This window comes from Pseudomonadota bacterium, assembly GCA_036141575.1.
In the GTDB taxonomy this organism is placed as follows: Bacteria; Pseudomonadota; Alphaproteobacteria; order UBA2136; family JAPKEQ01; genus JAPKEQ01.
Genome location: JAYZXF010000017.1, coordinates 1 through 25,169, shown reverse-complemented (window position 1 = coordinate 25,169; position 25,169 = coordinate 1). Strand labels below are relative to the sequence as shown.

Sequence of the window (25,169 nt, the reverse complement as noted above, 5' to 3'; positions counted from 1 at the left end):
GCTCCTTTAACATAGCTTTTTCACATATAGCTTCGCATACGCGCTTAGATCTTTTTCTCTTGCGCTCAAAACGTATGTCTTGGGCTCCGCCCGCTCAAAATTGCTCAGGACAGAGCAATTTAGCTCGCGCACTTGCGCTCGTAATGCCTGAGGAGACGCTCTGCAATGAACAATAACAACCTCACCATTTGGATGCCGCTTTATGTTGGAGATTACCTCCGCGAGACCCGCCATTTTAATGCTCAAGAGCATGGCGCTTACATGTTGCTACTTATGGCCCACTGGGTTCGCGGTGAAGACGGCCTGCCAAGCAGTAACAAGCGCCTCGCCTTTATGGCCAGCTGCACGCAAAGCCAGTGGAGCAAAGTCCGCCCCACTCTAGAACCTCTTTTTACAGTGACAGACACAGCATGGCACCACCCACGCCTGATGATTGAAATTGGAAAGCGTGCAAGCAAAAGCGCTGCCGCGCGCAAAAACGCCCTAAAACGTTGGAACAAAACGGAGGAGAACCATGACACAACCCCTCACCCAAAACCGAAGCACACCGCCATGCAGAGCGTCACTCACGCATGGACTTCCGGTGCCTGTGATGCGGTTTATAAACGTACACGAGGTGTATGATATGACAGGCCAAGATAAATCTCAACTCAGTGCCATGAGCGTGGCGCAAGTCATGACAGAACAAGACTGGCACACCTTAGAGGAGTGCCTGAACAAAACAAATGAGTCTCTTACTGAAGGTGAACCTGAGCGCACCATGGGCCGCATTATGGCCCTACTGGCTCATTTCTTTATTACGCCGCTGCCAGAAAAACTCCACAGCGCCGTGTTTAGTGACTGGCTCAGTGTACTTGCCCCTTACCCAAACTGGGCCATTGAGCGCGCTTGTGAAAACTGGCTCATGCACCAAAACAAAAAACCTTTCCCAAGAGATATTCTCAGCCGCGTAAAGGAGGAAATCCTCCCATACACAAGGCTCAGAGACGCCCTCTCCCTCATCAACCAACATCAATCAAACATATAAATAACAGGAGAAAAACAATGAATGCCCAAACTCAAACTCTCTCTCGCAAACGCTTTATTATTAAAGTGCCTCTCACAAACCCTAAGTATGAAGGCTATATTACAGGCCTTGTTAAAGGTGGCGGAAAACACATGATTGATAGCAGTGAAACCGCTCAACTTGAAGGCTTTACACTGTTTAAACAGCGCATGCCTGAGTTTAACTTTGTCAGCTGCCTTACTGAAGACGTGGTAAAAATCACCAAACACACTACGTTCTGGACACAGGACGGTATGGCCGTTACTGGCCAAGAAGGTAAGGACCTCGCCCTTGATGTAGACCTCTTTGCCCTCACTCACATGTTTAGTGACAGGCGCGGCCCCGCTGACCCAGAAGTCTTTTACGGAGAAGGCAAAAAGACCCATATTAAAAACCGTATTGATGCCTTTTTGGAGCAAGACAATCTGCAAGTCCTAGAAATAGAAACCACACCAAGTGAAATTCATCGTAAGCATGTGAACGGTCGCCCCCTGACCTTCCCTCTCGTAGATGGTGTGCCGCAAATCATTCATAAAAGTGGCGACGATCTCATTGATACACGCTTCCTATGGGGTATGGACCCAATGACTGTGCCGCTCAAAGAATTCTTTGCTTACGATGAAAGTGCGGGTGATTTTTCTCAAGACGAATGGAAGTAACCAAAACAAAAAATAAACAGCCCCAAAGTGAGGGCTGTTTACTTTTGGAAAAAGCTTGATAGCTCAGCCCTTCAATGGTATACACACTTTATCAACCATCTCTTTTTCCTTTCCCTAACCACGGAGAACTCCTATGAAAAAACTGCTTCTGGCTTCGGCCCTGACTCTTGCAGCTGGCGCTGTTTCTGCTGAGACCATCATTCTGGATGAAACATCTCAAGCTTTGACAACTGATCGTAACTATCTGATCTCTACCGTCATTAGCATCAACACTGTGACAGAGCAAGTCTGTCATATCTCTATGGCAGGCAACTATAGATTTGCACAAAGCCTTAGCCAAAACTGCGAACGCTTTCAAGAAATGCCTGACTACGCACAAGCCAACATTCTGATTGCGCTTGAAGCCACAGGCCACGCATGGCGCCCCACGGTACCGGAAAGCTTCCGTGACCAAGCTGGCAACATTGCAGATGGCATCGCGGATGGCGCAGCCGGCCTATTGAATAAATGGCGCGGCGGCGAGAACGAATAACACGAGATACAGCAAAGCCACCTTCATGAAAGGTGGCTTTGTCCCCTTGACAGAAAGGTACTCAGCCCCCATGTCATCTTTGTCACAACTCTTCCGTTCCTTTCACTATGAGGTTTTCATGTCCATTAAACTGAATACGTCCCCTGCTGGCCTTGGGTGGATCCTTCTGGATTACACACTCGACAAGCCGCTGCATGCGCTCGGTTATGCCGTAGCAACTGCCATGACGATCGCATCTATCTACTTCACCCTTGCCGTTGGCGCGTGGGCCATTTTCCCGGTTCTCACTTTGCTGGCCATGTCCAGCTGGGTGACCAAACGGAATGTCCCCAAGATCAAGAAAATGTTTACCTTACCGCACATCGCTGAGGTGTCCAAAGGCTGGCAAGCTGTGTTTATCACAGCGCAAATCTTCTTGTTGAAAGCTGCTGCTGCGGGCTTCATCGGTCTCATCGTCTGCTTGCTTCTGGCATTCCTGCTGGATGCAAATACCGTCATCACCATTGCGGTGTACTGTGCGGTTGCTGCGTGCTGGGCTCCCATCCTGAGCGCACAAGACCCAGAGCCACTGATCAAAAAACTGATCGCGGGGTCTCAGGCGACACGTGAGTTTTGCCAAGCCGTCTATGGCAATACAAATGGCACGCGTCAAAGCGTCAGTAAACGTGCTGCTGCAGCTGGCCAATCCATACGCCAAGGCGTTACATCGGCACGCCATGCTGTAGGCCAACGCATCACAGATACGCGTCAGTCCATTCAGCAAAGCGCCACACAAGCACGCCAAGCAGTGCGTGAACGCGCCCAAGCTGCCAAGCAAGAACTTCAAGATTAAGTTTCCTTGCTAAACGATTGAAAATGCCCCTTCTTCAAGGGGCATTTTTGTATATCCAGCACCAAAAAAGGCTGCACTTTTCTTTCCTGCCTGTTTATGTGTACCGCTAACGGCAGCAGCAACGACGACATAAACTTTCAAGTGAAGCAAAAAAACAAGAGATGCAATTTGGCTTCATCCTATCAAAAAACACCATGTATACACATTCTTTTGACGACAAAAACCTAGAAGGTTTCTGGGAAGTTTGCTAGGATGAAACTCAGGGAATATTTCGAGAAGGAAGAATAAAAAGTATATGTGCGGACTCGCTGGATTTGTAGGCTCGTTTGAGCCAGCACTACTCAAAAACATGACAGATGCCATTGCCCACCGCGGGCCTGATGGTGAAGGCCACTGGATTGATGGCATGCAAGGTGTTGGCCTTGGCCACCGTCGCCTGTCTATTATTGACCTCAGCGACGCGGCAGCACAGCCAATGAGTGCCGTACGTAACCGTTACGTTGTCGTGTTCAACGGTGAAATTTATAACTACCGTTCTCTTGCGGCTGATCTCAAACGCCGCGGTTACCAATTTAATGAAAACTCTGATACCGCTATTTTGGGCCCTCTTTACGATAGCTACGGCCCGAACATGCTCGGCAAGCTGAATGGTATCTTCTCATTCGCCATTTGGGATAGAAAAGACCAAACTCTGTTTGTGGCCCGTGACCACCTTGGTATTAAACCACTTTACTATGCCCTTTGTGAAAAAGGCCTCCTATTTGCTAGTGAAATGAAAGCGCTTCTTCAACATGAAGAGCTACCACGCACTATGAACCCAACAGCGATGTTCAACAGCCTCACATACCTATGGAGCGCTGGTGAAGACACAATGTTTAAAGACGTGAAGAAACTTCTGCCCGGCCATTATATGCTCTACAGCGAAGAAGGTATGCGCACAAAACAGTGGTACAGCCCACCTCTTCCTGAGTTGGATAAAAAAGGCCAACCTGTTTACGATAAATCTATTAAGCCTGTCCATCTGCTTGACCTGTTTGATGATGTGGTCCGTGACCAACTGGTTGCAGATGTGCCTGTTGGGGCATTCCTTTCAGGTGGTGTAGATAGTAGCGCCATTGTTGCCAGTGTTATGGCACAGGACAAACGCCCCCTTAAAACTTTCTGTATTGGCTTTGAAGATAGCCGCTACAAGAAAGAAGGCTTTAGTGACGACAGCGCTTACGCCCGCATGGTGGCAAAACATACAGGTGCTATTCTTGAAAACGTCATTGCAGAACCAGACGGCATGAAGCACCTGAGTGAAATGGTGTACGCTCTGGATGAGCCACAGGCCGACCCTGCTCCACTTTACGTGGCAGCGATTTCTAAAAAGGCCCGTGAGCACAACATTAAAGTATTGATGAGCGGAACTGGTGGAGATGACATCTTCAGTGGATACCGTCGTCACCAAGCGATTCTATTGATGCAAGCCCTAGACGGCATGCCGTCAGGCCTTAAAGGTACACTTTCAGCTGGCCTTGGCCTTATTCAAGCACCAAGCTTTATGAAACGTCGTGCTCAACGCCTACGCTACATCCTTGGTAATAACATTCATGATGCACTCCTTAGCGCCTTCCATAGCACGCCAGCAGGCATGACACTCAGCCTCCTAAGCGATGACATGAAGCAAGAGTTTGCAAACTACAATGGTGGGTTCCTAAACGAAGTGCGTAACATGTCTGTGCCAAGCAGCCATGACGGCCTTGGTGAGACTGTTCCTCTTAAGAACCATCACCCTCTGAACCAAATGCTATTTATGGAGCAGCACGGCTTCCTCCCAGACCATAACCTGAATTACACAGATAAACTCGGTATGGCTGAAGGGGTTGAGATTCGTGTACCTTTCCTAGATCCACGCCTTCTGACTTTTGCATCCAAACTACCCATTAACCAGAAGTGTAACGGTAAGCGTGCCAAAATTATGCTGAAGAAAGCGATGGAGCCAAGACTTCCAAAGCAAGTTCTTTACCGCTCTAAGGCTGGCTTTGGTGCCCCTGTGCGCAGCTGGATTGTAGATGATAACGCCGACATGGTACGAGATATTCTTATGGGTGAAAAAGCACATACACGCGGCTGGTACGATGTAAACGGCATTGAAGACCTGTTTAACGCCACGAAAGCTGGCAAGGTTGATGGTGCTTATACGCTCCTCTCTCTGCTTACGGTAGAGCTTTGGGCGCAGCAGTTTATGGATAGCGCCCTGCCAAAACGTATGGTTGCATAAGCAAGATATAACTGAACACCCCGCACACTGCGGGGTGTTTGTTTTTCCATTTCTTTTTTGACACTCAGTACCCCGCCCCTTTATACATAAAGTACATTCACTTTCTGTCCCGTTTATATGGATATAACACCATGCCCAACATCTGGATTTGGATGCTTTGGAAAAGGCTCCATACGCCCTTTAATATCATCCTGCATTTATGGATGGTCATCACGCTCTATATCTCGCTTCATCCGCTTTATGCGACACTCACTCTTATGGCTTACCCCATGGTGTGGTTTACCATCGAAGCATTCAGCTACAAGTTCGAGATGTTCCTCTATCGTTACATTGATAGCCAGACCTATAACCTTCATGGTTGGTCTGTTCTTGCAAAATGGGGAGGTGGCGGATTTGGCGGCCTAATCTGTGCCTGCATTTACGGTACACCCCTCGCCTTTTTTGCTGGCGTACTTGTAGGGTGGATCGTGTGCCTAAGCGCCGCTTATAAGATTTATGGGATGATAGCTCTGCGTTTTGCACTCTCATAGGCCATAAAAAAAACTGTGCCATGTACACAGCCTATTTGCCTGTCACTTGCTGTTTTTATGTATATCTTGCAAAGGCACGGCTACACTGTAGCCTACCCTACTTTGTGCCTTTGCGCTCAAAAACTTGCGCACCAAGACCATACATGGCGGCAAATTTTATTTTTGAAGTTTACAATTTCAAAAATAAAAGATGGAGAGCCATAAAAAATAACCGACAAAGCAAAACCACCCCATGCGGGGTGGTTTCTTGTTTTCGATTGGGCAAGGCCCTAAGCGTAAGCAGCCACCGAGTCCTTGCCTTCAAAGAAAGGCAAGATCATTGCTGCATCACCGTAAGGGCACACAACACATTTGTCTGTGTCTGCACCGTCTACAGCTTTCTTCATTTCATCAGTCGAGATGTCCCACAGGATGTCGGTCACCTTGTGAACGACGCCGACGTAAGTGCACCCGCTGACATTGCTGCGCTCTGCTGTCCTCGGGTCTTCTTCCATCGCCTCTTCATCGGCGTCAAAAAAATAGAACCCGAAGGCATTGCTGGGAATGGCGGTTCTGGAGAGAACTTTACGTTCATCAACCATTTCCCACATTTCAGTTCCCGGCAGAATCATCGCGCGGTAAGTTTTAAGTGCCATGAGATATCTCCTCGTGTCTGGCAGTCCAAAAAACGGTACGCAAGGTTATTGCGTTCCTTATATTATGGTGGTGATATTCCTGAATTCAAGGCGAAGATAAAAGAACACCCCCACGCATAACGTAGGGGTGTTCTTAAGTCGATTTTAAGAGCGCGTACGCTCCTTAGTTTCAAGCTTCTCAAACACTTGCTTCATGCTTTGTTTTGCGATGCGCGCTGCGTCAGCAGCAAGCACATGTGCTTCAATAGAGCGGCGAAGTTCATTCAGCTCTTCCCAATTCCCGTGGTCAATAGCACTCATAAGGTCGTGGCGTGCGCCATAGCCCAGTTCAATCAAGCGTGACTTCAAACGCTCACGAACACGTGGTGTCATCACAATTTTACTCTCACTCACGGTTACGCTCCTTTTCTTCAGCCAGCAGCTCTGCAGCTGTTTTATTGGCAAAAGCTGCACCCGTAGACACATTCACACCGTAACCATTCATGGTGTTCATCAGTGTATTGTAAGCATCTGTTTGACGCTCTGTAAGATCACTAATAACCAGACACTGACCTTTCAAGGCAGCCACCTCGGCATAGGTGCGGCCTTTAAACGCCGTCTCAATATCATGAGGCATAAAGGCGCCTTGTACACGCAGCACTTCAGCGGTCTCTTCTTTCAGTTCATCAAAGTGTTCAGCTTGCCAATCCGAACGAAAAGCACGCTTGAACCACAGCCCCAAAAGAATACCAACGCCCAAACTGCCAAATGCAACAAGTCCAGTCACAATGACCCACATATAGTTTCCATGTGTGGATGTTGCATCCGCAAGCAGAGCAAACCCAAGCACAGGAAGGATAATGGGCACAATGGCCAGAATGGCGTTCTTTTCATAGTAAGGCGGCAAAGGCGCGTTACTGGGTTTTGTGAGGTAGCCTTGGGCAATCCAAGAGCCAACACCCACAGCACCCAAAAAAGTCACGCCACCAGCAAGCCAATACAAATATGTATCTGCCCACGCTGTTGCAGCTTGCATAAGTTCACCAGAAACCATCAGTAGCTCTGAGGTAATACCAGCAAACAGAATCGCAAAAGGAATCAACATATACCACATGGCTTTACCAAGCCCACGTGCATACCAGTACAGAATCGCTCTCATAGCGAACCTCCGTAGAAAACATTAAAACAAGATAGAAATGTGCCTGTTTTATACGTGTTTTCAAAGCAGAGGTCAATGTTGAATACAAAAAACAAAGCCCCCAAGAGGGCTTTAATTTAAAAGACTTCCACAGCACTCAAACGAATGGTTACCGTACCATCTGCCCCGCTCTCATAACGGGCTTGGTTATTATCGACCAATCGCATGAGTGCGCCAGTGTTTGAAACTTGAATACCTACGCCATCTGCAAAGGTACCACGCAGAGGTGGCGTAATGTTCACCTCTGCCTCACCACTGGCATTACTATTTACATTACTCACCACACGTTTAAGCTCATCACCAATTTGAATAAAATCACCAGCTTGCAAAATACCTGCGGTTGATGCTGTCCAGCCTCTGGTGTTCAGCGTGCTGCCTGTTTGGCCTGCGCCATCAAGCACAGGTGCGCCTGTAGCAACGCCTAGAGCTGTACCTGCTTCCACATCACCCAGCGTAAAGAAATGGCCATGCGCCTGCACATCTTCTAGCCATGAGAGGATGGGGCGAGCGTGTTGCATCGCCATAGGTGCAAGGGTCACTTCACTCATCCATCTACTACCGCCCCTCACCTGCTGCTGAGAGGCTCTACTTAGCGGACTTTCAAACACACTCACATGACCTTCTAAAGCAAAGCTCTGCTCTTCAATTGGAAAGTATGCTGGGAGGGAAACTGTTGTCATCTGGTTTAAACCTTTCTTAAAACTATGCTTGGTTACTCATGGCTTTGGCAGCGCGACCACCGCGCCCTACGGCCTGCATCACACTCGCTGTGGCACGCTTCTCAATAGCCGGGATGGCATTCATCAGTTCTGACTTCACTGTACCGGCTACACCCGCACTAATACTGAAGTTATTGTTGACAGTTACACCGCTCCCTCCTGACACCCCAATACGATGATTTGGCACCACTGAGCCCGCCACCTTAGGGACAAATACTTCAGGGCCACGCTCACCAATTAGCGTTGGGCGGTGCGGGCTGACTGTCCCGCCGCCCGCTTTTCCAAAAATTCCGCCAATACTGGCGCCAATCGCATTTGAGATGCCAGAGCTATCTCCTGGAAGAGTTGAGCCAAGTGCTTGCCCTGCAAAATTCCCTGCAATTTCAGATATTAAATCAGAAAAATTACTCAGTTCCACCCGACCTTCTTTTAGGCTTTCAAGCAGACCTTTTTTAAGGCTACTGGAAGTTTTTTGACTAAAATTATCAATGCGGCTCTCTGCTTGCTTTAAAGGGGCCTCAAGGCCACTGGCATCTGCTTTAATTTGGTAAATCAGCTCTTCCATTTGAAGACTCATGAGTACTCTCCTGACAGTTATATATTGAATGCACACCTACCCTTTCAGCTTAAAGACCTGCTTACATATTGATAAGGTGTTGATTTTTAATTTGTGAACCCCCATATAAGTATAAGGAAGTAAATACACTTTTGGTGTACAGGGAGAGGTCATATATCTCATGGGCATGATAGATAAGCTCAAAAGTTTAGCAAAGTTAAGGACTGGCAAGTCCATTACTGTTGAACCTGACGTTGAGCACACTTCTGTAAATTTCCCAGAGGGAATGGACCCTGTAAGCCTCGAACTCAACGAACAAAGAGAGTTGCTAAAAGCTTTTTATAAACACAAGATTAAAGAAAGCCTTTATCAGCACCATTTGAAGAAAGAAGCTGAAAAAATATGAGCGCATCGCAAGCCTTAGAAAAAATCTATGAGCTTCCTTTTGAGGATCAAGAGGCCATGATTGATAGATACGCTGGCCAAATGGCTGACATTCATATGCAAAAGCTTTACCCCACTCCAGCAGAAATGGCGAAGATGCGTGAAGAAATCGCCAATGACAATGAAGACCTGAGTATTAACCTCAGAAATGCTGAACGTGATGCCCGCGCTAAAGAAACGGTCGCAAAAGAATATACAAAAGACAGACCTTCAGAACTTGCTAAAGCAGAAAAAACAGCCTCACTTGCCAACCCATCTTATGCCAACCTAGCCGCACAAAATGGTGATATGACAAGATCCATTGAAGATGATACTGGTATGGTGATTAGGCTCAATGAGCATGACACAAGAGAGCTCGATAGATTTCATACCCAATGTAAAGACCGCGCCCACGAAGCTGTAAAAGGCACCAACCCAAGGCTTGATGCTGTACTTGCTGAAAAAGCTATGGGCTCTGATCAGCCGATTAAAGACGCCATTGCCCATACTAAAGAACGCCAAGAAGAGCGTGTCCGTGACGTTGCTGAGGATGCAAGACTCCATGCTGGTGGTCATGAAGCCATTGAGGCAACCATGCAAGAAGAAGCCATGGATGGCGCCCTAAGAGGTGATAAAGAGGCCTTGAATGCTGATCATATGCATCAAGATAAAGACCTTGCTGAATATATTGTGAACCCAGCAGGTGAAGAATACACAGATAAAGAGATTGCTGAACGTATTGCTGAGGAGAAACGCGCAGAACAAGAAGATGGGCTTATCAATACCCTTAAGCGAGGTGTTGATAAAACAGTTGATCTAGGCGAAGACGCTTTTGATGCTGTATTTGATATGGATGATGGCTTCAGTCGCTAACGAATACTCTGCCCTGTACGTCCAAAGCGTTCAGTGAGAGACGCTAAATCTGATTTACTTATAGGGGGGTCTAGCCCTTCTTTTGTTTTATAGGCTTGCCATAGAATTTTAAACTCACTCGGGCTCATCTGCCAAAACTCATGTATAGATACACCAAAGCCAAGCACAGCCACTTGCAAGTAGGCGTCATACGGGAGTTTAGTCATCAAGAGAGAGCGTGCCTTCTAGCACTACTTTCATAAGGGCATGGACGCTTGGGAGCACCTTTACAAGGCCTTCTGAGAGGATAAGATCTCCAAGCACCTCTTCTTCCACCCTCTCTACCATGCAAGCGTTTAAAATAGCTGCGGCATGGGTCACCTGCAAAGTTCCATCTAAGGCCTGTGCAGCGAGCTCTAATATAGAGCACTGGGTTTTAAGCTCAATATGGCAAAGTGCCCCAAAGGTTGGCTTTAAGATATAACATTTGCCTTGCAGGGTGCAAAGCACTTCTCCAGTTGGGGACATATCATACTCCTTATTTCAATTTAGAAGAGCAGAGAGACAGGCATGTGTGAAGGGGGATCTTTTCTTCTTCACTCTCACCACACCATTTTTCAAATATAAAATTTTCAAAATAGTGTGCCCCGTGAAGTATGGTCTTGAAAATGCCCTTATCTTTGCATGCTGCACGCTTTCTAAGCGCTTGCATAATTGGGCATTTTCGCCGTAGCGCCTGAACGCTACGGCTCTCTTATTCAGCTCGCAAAGTACTAGGAAACAACTGAAATGTTGGCCTTGTAGAGTGGGAGCGTTAGCGACCCAAAAGCCTCAGGGCTTTTGAGCGGTTTAAAGCAGTTAAAAATAAGATGGAGCATTATTTTTACTAAAAACGCTTTAAACCAAGACTATAGCTTGCGATGGGTTTTATTTTGCAAATTTTATATTTGAAAAATGAGAAACAGGAAGCAAGTAAAGCAAGAATCCCCTTGATAAAATTCCTCATCGGCGTATAAGGAACCCAATACATCTATCTACTGTTCCTTTCCACCATCCTAGCACAAGGAGATATTGCTATGGGAGTAACCCTTGGATTTTTGAATGCAGGTGAGCCCACCTATGAGGCTGCCCGCAAGAGCTCTCAAGACAAGCGCCTTGCTGAACGCATCAAAAAGATCACCAACTCAGGGAAATCTGTACCGGTCAGTGCATTGCCTTTGCATTGCCAAGCCTTTGCGCAATCTGGCAACTGCCTGGACCTGCCGCAGGACTACCACGCCGCTTATGTGGAAGCCATGCAGATGTTCGCCGCACTGGAAACACCATTTGGCAAAGAAGCTCTGACGGCGCTGGGCCAATCGTTCCAGTGCAACGCGTATCCTGAACTGGATAGCTTCTACCTGACTGCAAAAACCAGCATTCAGAAACGCACTGTTCGTGTGCTCAGCACCATTGGTGAAATCTACGGCACCAAGCTGCCGTCTGCTTTTTATCAAGTCATTTTGCAAACAGCGTTTGCAGATGATGACATGTTCCCCATGTTCAAAGATGAAGAGCTCCTGATGCAAGACCGCATTATGGATGCCGCGCTGCACGCCGTGTTGCTTGTTACCCCGGTAAGCTTGCACATCCAGAGCGTTTTCAGCCAAGAAGGGCTGCGCTTTAACCATGTTATGGCATGCAGCTGCTGGATGGAAGCCACCAATGCACCGTCCTTTGATATCCCTGCCCCTGAAGGGGAAGTGAAGCTGGCCCTATTGCAAAACGTGATTGCTGCCACCCTTGAGCAATACGGCGTCAACGCCGTGACCATGCCCAAGTAAATCGATACCAGAAAAGCCCCCGTATATTTCGGGGGCTTTTTTGCACCCTAAGGGTTGATTTTTAACACAACATCCCCTATACCCACGGTACTTACTATCTTACTGTCCCTATTCTTTCCGCATGACAAGGAGAATTCTCTATGCGTAAACTTGCAGTGCTTCATGCACGCATCAGCCTGAACCCAGTATACGCAACCCTGTTTGTACTGACATCATTGACCCTTGCTCTCACCGGCCTCGGTCGCTTTGGCACAGAGTCTCTCATTCAAAACACCCCCATCGTTGGATGGGTGGCTAGCCAAGCTGCTACCTACCTTGGGTTCGTGTTCGATTACATTGATCCCATTTGGTACCTCAACAACATGGTCCCAATATTCTGGGCTGGCACAGCTTTTGCCGCTCTGAATATTTTGGTTGTGTTTTCGGCGCCTTACCTGCTACGGGGCGAAAAGCAACTGAAACTCAAAAGCCACTTTGACTTCAAACATGTCATTCGTACGCTTTTCCCAACAGTTGTTTTTGTGACCTATCCGATGCTTCTGGCACAAGGGCTGGCAAATAGTGGCGTTGAAGGCGCTGCTGCTTTTGCTGATCAAGCCTATGCGATGTCATTTTTTGCTGACAATGTGCTTATCTACGGTTTCATTGCTTCTGGCATTCAAATCGTGCATGGCTCGGCCTATGCTTTCCTCAAAGGCAAGTATAACCGTCACATTGCCTATAGCAAAGTGGAGTCTATTGAAGCAGACCTGCGCGCCGTTGGCATTGAAGATGAAAATCTGGCCGCCAAACTGCAAGGCATGAATGCAAAGAAAATCGGCTCCCTTGCCATGGCAGCTCAAAAAGCTGTACATGACCGCAAGGCCGCTGAAGAATTTGCTGCCGAACAGGATGCACGTATGCGTCAGCTGGGCGAAGAAGACATCGCCAACCAAAACCTTCTGCGCAAGCTGCTGAGCGAAGCATCGGCAACGCCAAAAGCACCCACTGCTGAACAGCCCGCAGACGCTCCCAAAGGTCCTGTTCTGATTGAACTGGACGATGAACCTGAAGCTTCGCATGGCGAAGCACAAAAGGTTTAAACGATTTAGAAAAGTCCCCCAGAAATGGGGGACTTTTTGTTTGTGTTTAATACTTCTTCACTCTCAGCCTCGTATTTTTCAAATGTAAAATCTATAAAATACGATTCCCCGTGAAGCACAATCTTGAAAACGCCCTTTTTTTGAATGCTGCGCGCTTTCCAAGCGCTTACATACATGGACGTTTCCGCTCGGCGCCCTGAGCACTATTCGTGCTCACATTTGAAGTAGTGGAACGCATAAAAAAAGCGAAAGCGTAAAGCAAAGATATAAAGAAACAAGAAAACACCACCTTATCACCATATGCCCTCTCATTCACACTACCTCTACAAATCAGATAAATCCAAGAGGCATACATGGCAGATAGTACCCTACCCTTGATTCAAGCCCTACTCGGCAAGCTAAAAGAAGATTCATCACTTACGCCTCTTTTAGGGGAACGTGTCTATACAGCTCTGCCAGAAAATGTGAGCTTTCCGTGCGCCCAGATTGATACAGCCAGCGCCCCATTTGAAACCATCACATCCAGCGGTATGAACCATGAAATCCGCATTACGATTTTCAGCCGTTCGCATGGCGCAAAAGAGGCTTTAGAACTCAGAAGCCTCACCCATGATGCACTGCATAACGGCAGCCTCAGCATAGATGGTTTTAAGCTCATTAACATGCGTAGCATTGGCCCGAACCGTACGCACCTCATGCGTGATAACGCCACATGGCGCAGCACACTCAGGCTCACAGTTAAAGTTTCAGACTCAATTTAAAAATAGCATTTAACCAACTGATATTTAAGTAAGAAGAACACACTCATGTCAGCACAAAAAGGAAAAGATTTACTTCTAAAAGTAGAAGACTCTCAAGGTTCAGGCACCTTTACCGTTGTCGGTGGACTCCGCGCCACAAGCTTTAACATCAACAATGAGCTGATTGATGCAACGCATAAAGGAAGTGCTGGTAAACGTACCCTGCTTGAAGGCGCTGGCATCCAAAGTATGAGCGTAAGCGGCAGTGGCCTGTTTGAGGATGATGCGCCGTTTGCACGTGTACGTGATGCAGCTGAAAACAATACGCACCTGAACTATCAAATTCTTGTACCAGGTAGCTCTGACAGAACCTACGAAGGTGCCTTTATGATCACACGTTTTGATTACAGCGGTGACTACAACGGTGAAGTGGCTTATACCCTCACACTTGAAAGTAGTGGTGCCATTACTGCCAGCTAAACACGTCCAAGTTGCCCCCTACAAAGAACTCGCCTCTAAGGCGAGTTCTTTTCCTGTAGAACAATCATGAATAGAATAATAAATTCAACACCTTGAAGTATACAGCAAATTACACCATAATTTATACATGGATGGGAATGGGGATTCTCAGGGCAACTACTAATACGGGAAATGAATATTAATGAACCTTATGAGCGCAGTCTTCACAGGACAAGATCACTGTGTGACAAAAGATGGCAAGAAGAAGCCGTCTCAAGCAAGCGCATTTACTGAGGCCATGTTTGACGAATTCCGTAAGGAACATGTCGCAGCAAAAGGCCATGGCGATGTTCAAGTCAAGGAAAGCAAAGAGATATTCAAGAAACCCAAAGCACGCACCATTGCCAATGACAAAACAATGGAACAAGAGCTAGCTACAACACCGCCACTTACATATTAAGTTTTCTACCAAACAAAAAAGCACCTCTCGAGGTGCTTTTTTGTTTATAATTTGGGTGTACGGTAGGTGGTTTCCATATCCATATTTTCAGGAAGGTACTCTTCAGGGATATGGTCTTTAAAGAGTACAATAAAACACCCTGCGATAATAAAAACCATGCCAAAGACAGCAATACCTTGTGTTGCTGGCTTCATCCATCTGTAACTTGAAGCTTGTTCTGTATTTTCAACAGGAGTGCCGTAAGTGTTTTCTCCAATTTCACCGGGAATAAGAAGCAAACACATCTGGATACAAAGAATAACTGCAATAGCAATTTGTGTCATCATGCCGTTTTCAAGAGGCGTCAGCATAGCAAAAAGAATCATAATAAGAATAACCCAGTAAGGGTAACCAATGTCTTGCACACGGCGCATCATAATAGAAACATTTGAAATTGCCATGCAGATAAGAACAAGGCTTACAAAAACAGCCTCTGCAAGCTTTGGTGTTACGCCCAATGCACTCACCAACTGAACGAGTAACGGTAACAATGTAAAAATAGCAAGAGCCATCACAACAATACGTACATGAATCAAAGCATAATGCAGGCGTCCGAGGCGCCCTTTAATGCCCCACATATCCTCAAGAGATAAGAATTTAATCTGATTTTTTTCCATGAAGGCGAGTATAGCAGATTAATTCTCGCCGTGCTCTTGATTATTTGTAGAACAGCTTCTATCTTTACGGACATAAACTATCTTTTTCGTCACGTTCAAAAAAGGAGTCCTCATGCTCTTACCCATACTTTTTGGGGCTTTTGGCGTTGTCATTTCAGGAGCTGGCTCTCTCAGCTACTTCATGTATAACAACGCCACTCTCTGCTTTGTGTGCTATGGAGCTGCAATCTTGCTGTTCTTTCTTGCCAATGCAACCCGCCCCAGCCCTAAACCTCAAGAAAACCCAATAGAGGATCATCATGCTTAAATTTATAGCAGGCCTAACGGTTACCGTAGGTACCCTTGGCTATATCACTTGGATTTTTGAGGACATCCTCAAAATCCCCGATGAAGACAAACTGAAAAACCGCAGTAAGCGCGCCGCAAAAAATTTGTGGCATGCAAGCAAAAACACAGCATGCCAAGTGCGTTCTATGCGGCAAGATATCAATGCTGAACGGCAGAAAAACCGGCAAATCCCCGATTTTAACCGCACGGTTTTGGTGCCTTCAGATGACCCAAACATTGAAGTTGATAGCCGTGGCCGCCGTTACGCTGTAAATGGAACCTTGTTTGATTAGAACGAAAAAAGGTGCCCTTTGGGCATCTTTTGTTTTTCAGCTATTGAAAACAGCTTTTTAAGCTCTTATATATTAATTACTATACTTCACCTTTCTTTCCGCTACCTCGCATGATAGGAGAATTCTCACATGCAAACCACCTTCGCAAAACTCTCGGATGTTGTCTTCAGCTTTGGCATGACCATCACCGTTGCCGCTGCCAGTATCATGAGCCTCTTCGGCTACGACCCTGAAAGCGCTGGCATCACCCTGATGCTTGGATTTGCTATGTCCACGGGCATGGCAAGCATTGCCGCCGTCAAAGAGTATCTGCAGGAACTTCGTGCAGAACATAACGGCCACGTCTCGGGCTATATTTCTGGCTCAATTGATGAGATTGTCGCTGCTGCCAAAGCTGCTGCAGAGTCTGTCAAATCCAAAAATTTCCGTTCTTACACTGTGAGCGGCCGCACTTACGTTGATGACTTCGATGCCATCAAACACAAGATGCGCGAAGAACAAGCCTCACGTTCAGCAGCACAAGCTGCCATTGCTGAACGCTATGAAAACAGCTACGCCCAAGCCGCGTAAATCACACGAAGAAACACCCCGCATTTGCGGGGTGTTTTGGTTTTTCGATACTCTACTTTGAGCTGCTCTCCACCTTCCCTTTTAAAAATATAAAATTTTCAAAAGGAAATTTGCCGCTGCTTTTAGTCTTGGCATAAAGCTTTTATGACTGCCCATCTCTCCCGGTATGGGCAGAGCTACTTTATGCCGCCGCAACCTCTTAAGGCTGCGACTCGGCTACTCGCCTCGCATTTGTTTGAGCATTAACTTTTCTTCGTCAGGCACTCATTGAGCATTTGGTGGCTTTTATAGCCAAGCCGTGCACCAGAAACCACCATAAGGGCTGTAATCCCAAACATCAGGAGGTCACTCAGGTACCACAGGCCAAACCATGTCATCAGGAAACCGCTGACAAACATCAGCGCCGTCATAAGTGTGGTAATCCCAAAGTGCAAGCAAGCCCCCGCCACATTCAGGTTATGAATGTCTTTCAGCAGGTATAGCGCCAGCCCGGCGTGAAGCACAAAGCTAAAAGCAGCAATACCACTCACCCAGTAACCAGGTGAGATACCGCAAAAGTCACTTGCGCCCATCATAGACATCATCTGAGCATGCTCAGCAAGAGAGTGATTGTGGTGACCAGCACCAAACGCCATCATAATGCCCATGCCAATAAGGAATAGCCCACCTATCAGACCACCAATGGCTTCAAGCACTTTGGCTTGCTTATCAAAGACACGGCGCAGAGCATCTACGGCCAGAGCAATAAACAAAAGCAAGCTATGGCCGAGCATATTGATGCCATCTGCACTGATGACAGATAGACCAATCAGCCGACCAAGAATCACTTCAGCGCCAGCAAATACCAGCATCAGCACGGTAGCAATAAATAGCCGACTTTGCAGCGTTAAGTTTTTGAGCATACGGGTGCTCCTTTAGAAAACGAAAAGAAAGGTTGTGTGTGGAAGATGTTGTACGCCGACAGATAGGTTTTGTAAACCTTTCTATTCCTCACCATCCCCCACAAACACGCCCATATCAGGGTAAGGCTTATCTTCTGTTCCGTTGATACGGTCATGGATAGGCGCAAAGATTTTACTAAATATGCCAATGTTTTCATCACGGATACGCATCATATCAGGCATGACCGTGTTCACTGCGGTTTGGCGAATCCCCTCACCAGCTCTCGCTGTGGCGAGAATGGCGTTATTAATACTTTTACGCATACGCTCCCACTCGTGATCGGATAGCTTTTTCAAATCACTATCTAACGGGTCGGTACGCGGGTCGTAGGAATCTTCAAACTCTGTTTCATGCATCACCACCACACGGTACACCTTCAGCTGCCCTTCATCAGTAATGCTGTAATCCACCACAGGAATCACAGGGATTTGAATGACAACCTCACTGCCCTCACCGCGCTTTACACGTGTCTGGGTGCTACCAGGCCTGCCACGCATACGCCTGTTGTGATAACGGCTATATTTAAAGAAGTCTTCGTCTGACAAATCTTCATCTAGCGCCCAGTCATAAGGCGTGGTGTACCTTTGATATTTATCAGGGTCTACGGCGCGAGGGGAAATCATAATCGCCTCTTTATATTTTTGAGGAAGGCCTGCGCGCAGGCGCAAAAGCTCAGAGGTAATAATATTATCTAGATCATGAAACTGCGCTGCAACCTTTTCATGTGATCTCACCTTATTAAAGGCACGTACATACTTCATGCCCTCTTCACGGGTTTTGGCATGTTTAGGAATGGCGTCTTTTATGCGCTTAAATTCACCAGAGAAATCAATTGGCATCAGACGCCCTCCCTTATAGATTTATGACGTAAAAAGACGCATTTTTAACCACGTGTTGGCGCATCAAACGTGAGATTAAGACGCAAGTAGGCCGTCCCAAGTGTGCGGCGTTCTGCATCAAGGCGCGCTATCGCGTTCACAACAGCTGTGCGGCCATCAACCTCTACACGATAGTTTTCTGGAGAAGAGACATCCAGTTCCTCACGAAAGCGGATCCATGCCACCATGTTTTGGGTACTTTGAGGAATCACACCGCCCTCAAGGCTAGAGCCACCAGCTTGTACGTTTAACACTGCCCATACGGTATCCAGATCGCTCCAGCTCGCATTCTCACTGCCGTAGCCGTCATTACTTAAGGTGCGCTGTTGCAGGGTGATACGGTTTTTCGCTTCAGATGAAAAAGAAAACATAAGCCTCTCCCCTCTATACAAGCGTTGGGCGTTGGTACGGTTGGCAGAGTGTTTCTACCATGGGGTGCGCCAGCATAGCATCAGCAAGGCCACGGGCTTCATACATATGTGACGCTTGTAGGAGCACGGCATGGGCGAGGTCATCTGGCATATCATCTGCCTGTGTACCATGACCCACCGTACATGTGAGCCTCACTTGCTTGGCAGAAAGCACGCCTGTATCTAGCTGAGACAGGTTCACCTCGCCCGTGTCTGTATCTACAATCGCGTCTGCAACATTCAGAGAGGTCAGATCACCGTTTGTATCACGCACGTCTAGCGCATCTAAAGAGACAAGCGGGCCAATAGGCAGCATGATGTTCTTTTTAAAAGCTGTACTCAAACGCACTTGGCGTTGGATGAGTTTGGTATCGCCCTTTGCTTCAACAAGCTTTGTTGCGGCATCCAGCAGAGACAGTAGAAGTGTATCCTCTGCACTTCCATCAATACGCAGATGCTCCTTAAGGGTGCTGAGAGACACTGCTGGCACAGCAGGTTTAGAGAGATCAATCAGGCTCATGATTTTGCCCCTTTCTTAACAATTGACATTTCAGGCGCACATCTTTTTGCCTTTGTCAGTTTTTCTTCAATTTCTTTCAAATAGCCCGCTTGAATGAGTGAGACTGCCAGTTCTTTACGAAGGCTTAAAACATCGCCTGTTTTGTACTGTTTCACTTGCACACCATCATTTGAGATCGCCACAGGGCGAATGCATTTCACTTTCATGAGAGGCCTCACTTTCATTTGTTTTCTGGGCTTTTTACTTACCACCAGTATGAAAGCCACCTCTCAAGGTGCGAAGATGTCAGGAAATAATCATGCTCCTTTTGATCCCCCTCTATAAATAAAAAGGACTTAGGGTGAAGTCCGAGGTTTGGGCAATAAAGGCCAAACACCAAAATTAGGGTAGATGCTTGGGAGGGTATCAATGACACAAAAAGATGATCTTATTCAGTTCTTGCTCAGTGATCAGGCCACTGCGAATGACTTTGCGCGCTATTTGCCAGAGCTCGACGCTGCTGACCTTCAGCTGGTGTACAGCAAACTGAACAATATGATTGACCACCAGGAGACCGATAACTGGTACATGCAACGAGACGTGCGTGCGGTGGACACTCAGATTTCTGCATTCCGATTTGACTTTGAGCGCGTACGCCGCGCTATGGAACAGGTTTCGCAGCAGCTTACATTTGTCTTTTGCCGCATCTTCCGTGACCCTGTAGGCGCACAGCGTAACTGCTGGGGCCACGAGCAAAAATACGGTATCGATAAAACACACAAAACATTTAAATCATCTCCAGCCACATTTGGTGACATGAAAGGGTCTCCCCTTTCTAAGCTTTGGAGAGGTGAGCGTTACGTTGCCGAGCAAACACGCAAGAAAACCAATTACAACGAGCTACGCCGCTACTATGACCAAGGCGCGCGTAAGCTTCACGCTATTAAACGCCACGTACAAGGCGGCGGTAGCAGCGAATAAACGTATTTTGGGAGGAATACACCATGGACAATCAAGAACTCGATTTTAGTGATCTAAAGACACTGGACACAGTAAGTGAAACCGATGATAGCGGTGAGCCTCTTGGTGCTCTAGATGTTCCTCTTGAAGAGCAAAAGGCTTCTGCAGAAACGAAACTTGCTGCAGGCCAAGCCAAACTCCAAGATTTAGAAGAGAAAGCCATGAGCGTTGAGCGCGAGCTTGAAGCCCGAGGCATCAGCGTCGATAAGGACCGTGATATGGATCGCGGCATCGAGCAAGGTCAAGAGCAAGGGATTGAGTTTGACCGCTAACCAGTTTTGTTCAATAGGAGCTGCGTAGCATCACATGCGCATCTCCGCTTCCTAGGACAACGGAAGAGATTAGTCCCTCTTCCCACTCGCCCCGACGGCTCTGCCATCGGGGCATTTTTTTACCCCTGGCCCTTGCGTAAAAGCCTATGAATTCCCATACCTTTTAGACACAGGGAGAAAATATGCACAAAGCTTTACAAAAAGCACGTGATCAGAAGCGTCACGGCCGATATATCCAAGAAGAACAAGCGCTCACTTTAGATGAAGTGATTGAGCAAGGCATTGCCGATCTAAAAGCGCGTCTGGCAGATGAAAACAGGCTCACTGTGCAGGATGTGATTGAACATAAAAAGCGTGAGCTTTCCTCAAGCACAGCTACCTCAAACATTCAAGTTTTTGACCGCACAGCCTCTTACACAAAAGCGGGTTTCCCTGAAGCCTCTCACCTTGAAGTTATGGCTGAAGCACAAGGCCTAACTTTACACCAAAGCCGCTATACAAGAGACATGCTTGCAGGTGCCATGTATCCAACAGGCGTCATGCTCGGCCCTATCGATACCACCATGAAAAATGGCAGACCTTCCCCTATTATTTTCACACCATCAACAGGGGTTGGCAGTGTTGGCTTTTCAAACACCAGAAAATCAAACACAGTACGCCAGTTACCCGCAGACCTTGAACCCCTGTTTTATGCCTATATTACAAACCATGAAGAAGGCCATGCACTCGATTGCAAATTCCCTGCACATGAAGTGGATCATTCCAGCATTTACAGACAGGTATTTAAAGACGATATTGATGAAATTGAACGTATATCCGATGCTGTAGAAGGTAAAGAAGTTGCCCTTTCTAAAGTTGCACAGACGCGAGATGAATGGTTAAGAAGCCTGAATGAAACAAGACAAGATGTTTATGGCCTTTTAAAAACAACAGAGTTTGCAAAAGAGCGTGGATACAGCGTAGATGACGTTTTAACTCTCATTGACTACGTACATGATATGCGTATTACAACTCCTGCTGAGTCTATGAAAAAATACACCGTTCATAAAGGCATTGCTGCGACAAGGCGCCTGATTGAAACCAAAGGTTTTGATGCCGTTGAACATGTTGAAAACATGGGATACCCAACAACACCAAAAGAAGAAGAAATTTTTAATATGCATGAACGCGCTCTGCATTTTGGTGTTAGAGAGTGGGTTTATAACCGCGAACTGTACATGGATGGAGGCGCTTATGTTGCTTTCATTCATACAATTGAACATGACACTTTCCCTGCAGAAGATAGTCTAAACGAAGCTCAGAAAAAAGAGCTTCAAAACACCATGGCTGAGCGCGAAAAAGCGACACAACGCATTTTAAGACCGCAAGCTGCCGAACAAATTACGCTAGAAGATGCGAGAACGCTCAATGCCATTATTGCAAGGCAATCCAATGCTGAACGCCAAGGCTTAGAGCTGCTTTCTATCAGTGATGGTGTTTGTGCTGCCCTTGAAGAGTACACAGAAAATGGTGAGATTGATACTGTCTTTGGACGTTTTACACAGTCTAAAAACGCGTATATGAACCGCATTGCCCTCTCTGACACAGGTGATTTTTTGAATGAGATGCCAGATCCTGAAGAAAAAATTACGTCACCGAAAGCGGTTCTATACATAGATCAAGTGAATGACGGGAGCAAAAACCCACAAAAGCTTCTCATCAGCATTCGTAAAGGTGAAGGCAAAGGTCAATTTATTATGGAATCGAGCCCAGCCCCTCAAGATAAATACACAATGGCAAAAGTTGCAGAGACAGCCTACGAGAATAACGTGGTCTTTTGCCACCCTGAGGATGTTACTCCCGTGAAAGCAATGGCTGCAGCTGCTCATTCATACGAAACACTTCAAGACCCAAGCGATGCATATCAACGCACAAAGTTTGATGGCGCCCTTGAAGATAAAACAGCACGTAAAGCATACTTGACGTTGGTTGATATGTTTGAAGGAAAAATTCATCACCTTGATGCATATGACACCGTGATTGATCACTTAAAAGAGTCAGCAGAACTCGACAGTGAAGACGTTTACCTCGCCCCCATGAAAGAAGCAGAAGACGAGATGGAACTCGACAGATAACAAAAAAGCATGCCTGAGGGCATGCTTTTTCATTTCGATTTCATAACACCTTAAAGGCCAAAGCGGTCAACAGGGTAAAACTGTACCCCATCAGGCGAAAATGGCGCATTGTCAAAGTTGAAGATAATTGCCATTCTGCGGCCCAGGTTATTTGCACGGGCTTCTTGCAGGGCGTTGGTCATCAACTGTTCATAGGCATATTGTACGCGTGCGGCGTCCGACCAGTTGTTTTGTGTGACTTCATCAAAATGTGCTTTATGCACACTCACCAAAATAAAGCCAAAATCACTGTCGGTGCCGGCAGTCATGGCGCCAGAGCGGATTTGCTCACCCAAAGAAAGAAGAGAGCCATCTTTCTTTTTCAGTTCGGGAATTGTTGTCTTGCCACCCACATGGTGCACCATACGCAGCAAACTGGTAAATTTACCCCGTCCTTCAGGTCCAGACATGCTAAAAAAGCGTTTACCTGCATGAAGTGCAGAGTTGAGGTCACGGCCATTGGTAATCTCGCGCATAGAGAAAAATCTCCTCAGCTGGAAAAAAGAAAAAAAGATAAGAATTACCCGCTGAATACACCTTACCCTAGAAAAAAGCAAGGAGTAATTAGCTTTCTTGCTTAAAAACACAGCAAAAGCAAGCACTCTAGAAAAAAAGGCTCCTCATACGATTCCTCATTTGATGTATGCAGTTTTTCCCTCTACATTAAGGCCATCCACACACCTTTTTTCCCTTTTTCTGGAGAGACAGATGACCTCCCTACCAAGACAGGATCGCTTTGATGCGGCCTACGCTGTCTGGACATATGTCCGACAGAGAAATAACTTCCTAGACCGCTGGCATAACCATATGCAGTTCCCTGCTGTGCAAGCCTATTTGGCCCTGAAGCGCGAAACTGTTAAGCGTATGGTTCTTGAAGGCATTAACGCACATGACTGCCTGCCTGATGAGCGTAGCCCTGCTCAAATGGTGAAAGATGACTTCTTCAACAGCTTCCGCCGGATTGGTGAGACCTACACCGAACCCACACTGGAAGATGTGGCAGGATCCATCCATGAACCCAATGCCCACTTCTTCGCTCTGCTGCTTCATGCGCTGCATGATGATGGCTGGGTTGAAGCGACTGGCATTGACAAGGTCATTCATGCGTATACGCAGCTGCCTGTGCATAAGCGCATGGAAGTGACTGAAGCGGTGATCCGTATGCGCTTTCTGCCCGTTGATGATAAAACTTTCAGCACCAGCAGAAGCACATGGAAAGAATTTATTAGCTACGCTCTGCGTGTTTATAAAGACTACCGCCTTGTACCCGAATAAGAAACACCCCGCATTTGCGGGGTGTTTTTCTCGATTTATACGTCCTGAAACTCAAGACGTAAACTTTGGAAATACAAGTTTCCATAGCAGTGAAAAAGCATTAACCAATCTCTGTGTTCATCCAGAAGATAGCCAATACCGCCAACACTTTCAGGCAGTTCTGCAGCCAGGCGCTTTTGCTCTTTTAGCGGATAACGCGCAAAACCTTTCAGCACTTTCAAGGTTGTGGTTTTATCTGCATCAAGCTCTTCCATGCAAAACTTCACTAATTTTCGTGCAAACGCAAAGCTACGCGGGTCTGTATCATCCAGCTTGTCATCAAAAGGCTTTCGCCACTCTTCTGCTGTCAGCTGACCTCTCATAAAATGCTGAAACAGAATTTTATCGGCACCTTTTGCATTTTGACCAGCCCCTTTAAGAAGCGCTTGAGCGGTCTCCTCATTATAAAGACGGAAACGCTCAATCTGGCCTTCTTCCATGCGCTCTGCATAAGGCCAGTTTACCCAGCCTTCAAGCAAACGGACAACGGCGCTGTAGCTATTACGTTTTGGAGTTCGAGACATTAAAACCTCATTAAAAATAGAAAAAGAAGATATGTTAGCTAAGCGCTTTATAAAGCAGCTTGAAGAAACACACAATTAAAAAGCCCCCAACATGGGGGCTTTCTCGTTTTTTTAAGACTGACGCAACAGCATGCGTTGGAAGGCATCATTCATGGTTTCCATAGAAATACCATAGCCTTTATTGTCTAGCGTGTGCATACCCACATGCATGGCTGCAATGGCATTTCCTTTTGTCAGCACAGGGCTGCCAGACGTGCCAGCAGGTGTGGGTGCCTCAAGTTGGTATGTCCAAACATTCGGGCGCGTTGGCGGTACACGACGACTAAAGAACAGCTCAGGCTGCTCCACCTCGCCGGTTGTGGCTGCGGGGACTGTTTCAGGGTCAAAAGCGACCATATCTGCGTGATACTCCCGGCAGACCGACAGTTTGATATTCGGCTGGGGTGGAACCTGCAAACGTGGAAAGACGGGGAAGCCGTGAGGCTCCTTGCACACCACAAAGGCAATATCCTCTTCCCTGAATG

37 protein-coding genes are annotated in these 25,169 nt (G+C 46.9%); 21 read left to right on the top strand and 16 right to left on the bottom strand.

Annotated elements, in window-relative coordinates:
- Window positions 1–165: 165 nt before the first annotated feature.
- The 7 genes from VX730_07475 (at window position 166) to VX730_07445 (ending at window position 5,861) form a co-directional block, all read left to right on the top strand.
- Window positions 166–624, top strand: coding sequence for a DUF1376 domain-containing protein (locus VX730_07475; GenBank protein MEC9292222.1), 459 nt, complete (start codon window positions 166–168; stop codon window positions 622–624).
- 1 nt (window position 625) lies between these two features.
- Window positions 626–1,027, top strand: coding sequence for a hypothetical protein (locus VX730_07470; protein ID MEC9292221.1), 402 nt, complete (start codon window positions 626–628; stop codon window positions 1,025–1,027).
- 17 nt (window positions 1,028–1,044) lie between these two features.
- Window positions 1,045–1,704 carry a hypothetical protein gene (locus VX730_07465; protein MEC9292220.1) on the top strand — a complete coding sequence of 220 codons (660 nt, stop codon included), beginning with the start codon at window positions 1,045–1,047 and terminating at the stop codon, window positions 1,702–1,704.
- Window positions 1,705–1,837: 133 nt separating this feature from the next.
- Window positions 1,838–2,236, top strand: a complete 399-nt coding sequence (locus VX730_07460; GenBank protein MEC9292219.1) for a hypothetical protein — start codon at window positions 1,838–1,840, stop codon at window positions 2,234–2,236.
- A gap of 343 nt (window positions 2,237–2,579) precedes the next feature.
- Window positions 2,580–3,068, top strand: a complete 489-nt coding sequence (locus VX730_07455) for a hypothetical protein (GenBank protein ID MEC9292218.1) — start codon at window positions 2,580–2,582, stop codon at window positions 3,066–3,068.
- 295 nt (window positions 3,069–3,363) lie between these two features.
- Window positions 3,364–5,331, top strand: coding sequence for an asparagine synthase (glutamine-hydrolyzing) (asnB, locus tag VX730_07450; protein MEC9292217.1), 1,968 nt, complete (start codon window positions 3,364–3,366; stop codon window positions 5,329–5,331).
- A gap of 131 nt (window positions 5,332–5,462) precedes the next feature.
- Entirely contained in the window at window positions 5,463–5,861 is a 399-nt protein-coding gene (locus tag VX730_07445; protein ID MEC9292216.1) for a hypothetical protein, read from the top strand.
- Between the two features lie 269 nt (window positions 5,862–6,130).
- Here VX730_07445 and VX730_07440 read toward each other — a convergent pair whose 3' ends face one another.
- The 5 genes from VX730_07440 to VX730_07420 all read right to left on the bottom strand — a co-directional run bounded on the left by VX730_07440 (window position 6,131) and on the right by VX730_07420 (window position 8,969).
- Window positions 6,131–6,496, bottom strand: a complete 366-nt coding sequence (locus VX730_07440) for a hypothetical protein (GenBank protein ID MEC9292215.1) — start codon at window positions 6,494–6,496, stop codon at window positions 6,131–6,133.
- Window positions 6,497–6,640: 144 nt separating this feature from the next.
- The gene (locus VX730_07435) at window positions 6,641–6,889 is read right to left on the bottom strand and encodes a hypothetical protein (protein MEC9292214.1); all 249 of its coding nucleotides are present in this window, start codon (window positions 6,887–6,889) and stop codon (window positions 6,641–6,643) included.
- Complete coding sequence (locus VX730_07430; GenBank protein ID MEC9292213.1) at window positions 6,882–7,634, bottom strand: hypothetical protein; 753 nt, start codon at window positions 7,632–7,634, stop codon at window positions 6,882–6,884. Before VX730_07430 ends, VX730_07435 begins: the two co-directional genes overlap by 8 nt.
- Before the next feature lie 116 nt (window positions 7,635–7,750).
- On the bottom strand, window positions 7,751–8,353 hold the full coding sequence (locus tag VX730_07425; GenBank protein ID MEC9292212.1) for a hypothetical protein: 603 nt from the start codon (window positions 8,351–8,353) through the stop codon (window positions 7,751–7,753).
- Window positions 8,354–8,375: 22 nt separating this feature from the next.
- Window positions 8,376–8,969, bottom strand: coding sequence for a hypothetical protein (locus VX730_07420; GenBank protein ID MEC9292211.1), 594 nt, complete (start codon window positions 8,967–8,969; stop codon window positions 8,376–8,378).
- A gap of 160 nt (window positions 8,970–9,129) precedes the next feature.
- Here VX730_07420 and VX730_07415 point away from each other — a divergent pair, with 160 nt between their 5' ends.
- On the top strand, window positions 9,130–9,354 hold the full coding sequence (locus tag VX730_07415; GenBank protein MEC9292210.1) for a hypothetical protein: 225 nt from the start codon (window positions 9,130–9,132) through the stop codon (window positions 9,352–9,354).
- 56 nt (window positions 9,355–9,410) lie between these two features.
- Entirely contained in the window at window positions 9,411–10,244 is an 834-nt protein-coding gene (locus tag VX730_07410; GenBank protein ID MEC9292209.1) for a hypothetical protein, read from the top strand.
- On the opposite strand, the gene VX730_07405 is transcribed toward VX730_07410, so the two are convergent.
- A complete protein-coding gene (locus VX730_07405) occupies window positions 10,241–10,450 on the bottom strand; it encodes a phage tail assembly chaperone (protein MEC9292208.1) in 210 nt (69 codons plus the stop codon). The genes VX730_07410 and VX730_07405 overlap by 4 nt on opposite strands.
- Window positions 10,443–10,751: a GTA-gp10 family protein gene (locus VX730_07400; protein ID MEC9292207.1), complete on the bottom strand. Its 309-nt coding sequence runs from the start codon at window positions 10,749–10,751 to the stop codon at window positions 10,443–10,445. The genes VX730_07405 and VX730_07400 overlap by 8 nt, the downstream gene beginning before the upstream one ends.
- 548 nt (window positions 10,752–11,299) lie before the next feature.
- Here VX730_07400 and VX730_07395 point away from each other — a divergent pair.
- The 5 genes from VX730_07395 to VX730_07375 all read left to right on the top strand — a co-directional run bounded on the left by VX730_07395 (window position 11,300) and on the right by VX730_07375 (window position 14,787).
- Window positions 11,300–12,046 carry a hypothetical protein gene (locus VX730_07395; protein MEC9292206.1) on the top strand — a complete coding sequence of 249 codons (747 nt, stop codon included), beginning with the start codon at window positions 11,300–11,302 and terminating at the stop codon, window positions 12,044–12,046.
- A 140-nt stretch (window positions 12,047–12,186) separates the two neighbouring features.
- Window positions 12,187–13,128 carry a hypothetical protein gene (locus VX730_07390; GenBank protein ID MEC9292205.1) on the top strand — a complete coding sequence of 314 codons (942 nt, stop codon included), beginning with the start codon at window positions 12,187–12,189 and terminating at the stop codon, window positions 13,126–13,128.
- 353 nt (window positions 13,129–13,481) lie between these two features.
- Window positions 13,482–13,889: a DUF3168 domain-containing protein gene (locus VX730_07385; GenBank protein MEC9292204.1), complete on the top strand. Its 408-nt coding sequence runs from the start codon at window positions 13,482–13,484 to the stop codon at window positions 13,887–13,889.
- 45 nt (window positions 13,890–13,934) lie between these two features.
- On the top strand, window positions 13,935–14,348 hold the full coding sequence (locus VX730_07380; GenBank protein ID MEC9292203.1) for a phage major tail protein, TP901-1 family: 414 nt from the start codon (window positions 13,935–13,937) through the stop codon (window positions 14,346–14,348).
- A gap of 181 nt (window positions 14,349–14,529) precedes the next feature.
- Window positions 14,530–14,787 (top strand): hypothetical protein, encoded by a 258-nt coding sequence (locus VX730_07375; GenBank protein MEC9292202.1) that lies wholly within the window; start codon window positions 14,530–14,532, stop codon window positions 14,785–14,787.
- 44 nt (window positions 14,788–14,831) lie between these two features.
- Here the strand turns inward: VX730_07375 and VX730_07370 are convergent, their stop codons facing one another.
- The gene (locus tag VX730_07370; GenBank protein MEC9292201.1) at window positions 14,832–15,443 is read right to left on the bottom strand and encodes a DUF805 domain-containing protein; all 612 of its coding nucleotides are present in this window, start codon (window positions 15,441–15,443) and stop codon (window positions 14,832–14,834) included.
- A gap of 112 nt (window positions 15,444–15,555) precedes the next feature.
- Here VX730_07370 and VX730_07365 point away from each other — a divergent pair, with 112 nt between their 5' ends.
- From VX730_07365 to VX730_07355, 3 genes are all read left to right on the top strand, one after another.
- Complete coding sequence (locus tag VX730_07365) at window positions 15,556–15,750, top strand: hypothetical protein (protein MEC9292200.1); 195 nt, start codon at window positions 15,556–15,558, stop codon at window positions 15,748–15,750.
- Window positions 15,743–16,063, top strand: a complete 321-nt coding sequence (locus VX730_07360; protein ID MEC9292199.1) for a hypothetical protein — start codon at window positions 15,743–15,745, stop codon at window positions 16,061–16,063. The genes VX730_07365 and VX730_07360 overlap by 8 nt, the downstream gene beginning before the upstream one ends.
- 129 nt (window positions 16,064–16,192) lie before the next feature.
- Window positions 16,193–16,633: a hypothetical protein gene (locus VX730_07355; protein ID MEC9292198.1), complete on the top strand. Its 441-nt coding sequence runs from the start codon at window positions 16,193–16,195 to the stop codon at window positions 16,631–16,633.
- A 242-nt stretch (window positions 16,634–16,875) separates the two neighbouring features.
- On the opposite strand, the gene VX730_07350 is transcribed toward VX730_07355, so the two are convergent.
- The 5 genes from VX730_07350 to VX730_07330 form a co-directional block, all read right to left on the bottom strand.
- Complete coding sequence (locus tag VX730_07350) at window positions 16,876–17,535, bottom strand: cation transporter (GenBank protein MEC9292197.1); 660 nt, start codon at window positions 17,533–17,535, stop codon at window positions 16,876–16,878.
- Window positions 17,536–17,616: 81 nt separating this feature from the next.
- Entirely contained in the window at window positions 17,617–18,414 is a 798-nt protein-coding gene (locus VX730_07345; GenBank protein ID MEC9292196.1) for a hypothetical protein, read from the bottom strand.
- A 44-nt stretch (window positions 18,415–18,458) separates the two neighbouring features.
- Window positions 18,459–18,824 (bottom strand): phage head closure protein, encoded by a 366-nt coding sequence (locus tag VX730_07340; protein MEC9292195.1) that lies wholly within the window; start codon window positions 18,822–18,824, stop codon window positions 18,459–18,461.
- A gap of 13 nt (window positions 18,825–18,837) precedes the next feature.
- On the bottom strand, window positions 18,838–19,383 hold the full coding sequence (locus VX730_07335; GenBank protein MEC9292194.1) for a head-tail connector protein: 546 nt from the start codon (window positions 19,381–19,383) through the stop codon (window positions 18,838–18,840).
- The gene (locus tag VX730_07330) at window positions 19,380–19,589 is read right to left on the bottom strand and encodes a hypothetical protein (GenBank protein ID MEC9292193.1); all 210 of its coding nucleotides are present in this window, start codon (window positions 19,587–19,589) and stop codon (window positions 19,380–19,382) included. The genes VX730_07335 and VX730_07330 overlap by 4 nt, the downstream gene beginning before the upstream one ends.
- A 202-nt stretch (window positions 19,590–19,791) precedes the next feature.
- On the opposite strand from VX730_07330, the gene VX730_07325 reads away from it, so the two are divergent.
- The 3 genes from VX730_07325 (at window position 19,792) to VX730_07315 (ending at window position 22,768) form a co-directional block, all read left to right on the top strand.
- On the top strand, window positions 19,792–20,343 hold the full coding sequence (locus VX730_07325) for a hypothetical protein (protein MEC9292192.1): 552 nt from the start codon (window positions 19,792–19,794) through the stop codon (window positions 20,341–20,343).
- A gap of 23 nt (window positions 20,344–20,366) precedes the next feature.
- Window positions 20,367–20,654 (top strand): hypothetical protein, encoded by a 288-nt coding sequence (locus VX730_07320; protein MEC9292191.1) that lies wholly within the window; start codon window positions 20,367–20,369, stop codon window positions 20,652–20,654.
- A 182-nt stretch (window positions 20,655–20,836) separates the two neighbouring features.
- Window positions 20,837–22,768 (top strand): hypothetical protein, encoded by a 1,932-nt coding sequence (locus VX730_07315; GenBank protein MEC9292190.1) that lies wholly within the window; start codon window positions 20,837–20,839, stop codon window positions 22,766–22,768.
- A gap of 50 nt (window positions 22,769–22,818) precedes the next feature.
- On the opposite strand, the gene VX730_07310 is transcribed toward VX730_07315, so the two are convergent.
- Window positions 22,819–23,283 (bottom strand): hypothetical protein, encoded by a 465-nt coding sequence (locus VX730_07310; protein ID MEC9292189.1) that lies wholly within the window; start codon window positions 23,281–23,283, stop codon window positions 22,819–22,821.
- A gap of 232 nt (window positions 23,284–23,515) precedes the next feature.
- On the opposite strand from VX730_07310, the gene VX730_07305 reads away from it, so the two are divergent.
- Window positions 23,516–24,082, top strand: a complete 567-nt coding sequence (locus tag VX730_07305) for a hypothetical protein (GenBank protein MEC9292188.1) — start codon at window positions 23,516–23,518, stop codon at window positions 24,080–24,082.
- A gap of 35 nt (window positions 24,083–24,117) precedes the next feature.
- On the opposite strand, the gene VX730_07300 is transcribed toward VX730_07305, so the two are convergent.
- Both VX730_07300 and VX730_07295 read right to left on the bottom strand, forming a co-directional pair.
- Window positions 24,118–24,645: a hypothetical protein gene (locus VX730_07300; protein ID MEC9292187.1), complete on the bottom strand. Its 528-nt coding sequence runs from the start codon at window positions 24,643–24,645 to the stop codon at window positions 24,118–24,120.
- A 111-nt stretch (window positions 24,646–24,756) separates the two neighbouring features.
- Window positions 24,757–25,169: hypothetical protein (locus VX730_07295; protein ID MEC9292186.1), on the bottom strand; the 413-nt coding region annotated here is incomplete at its 5' end.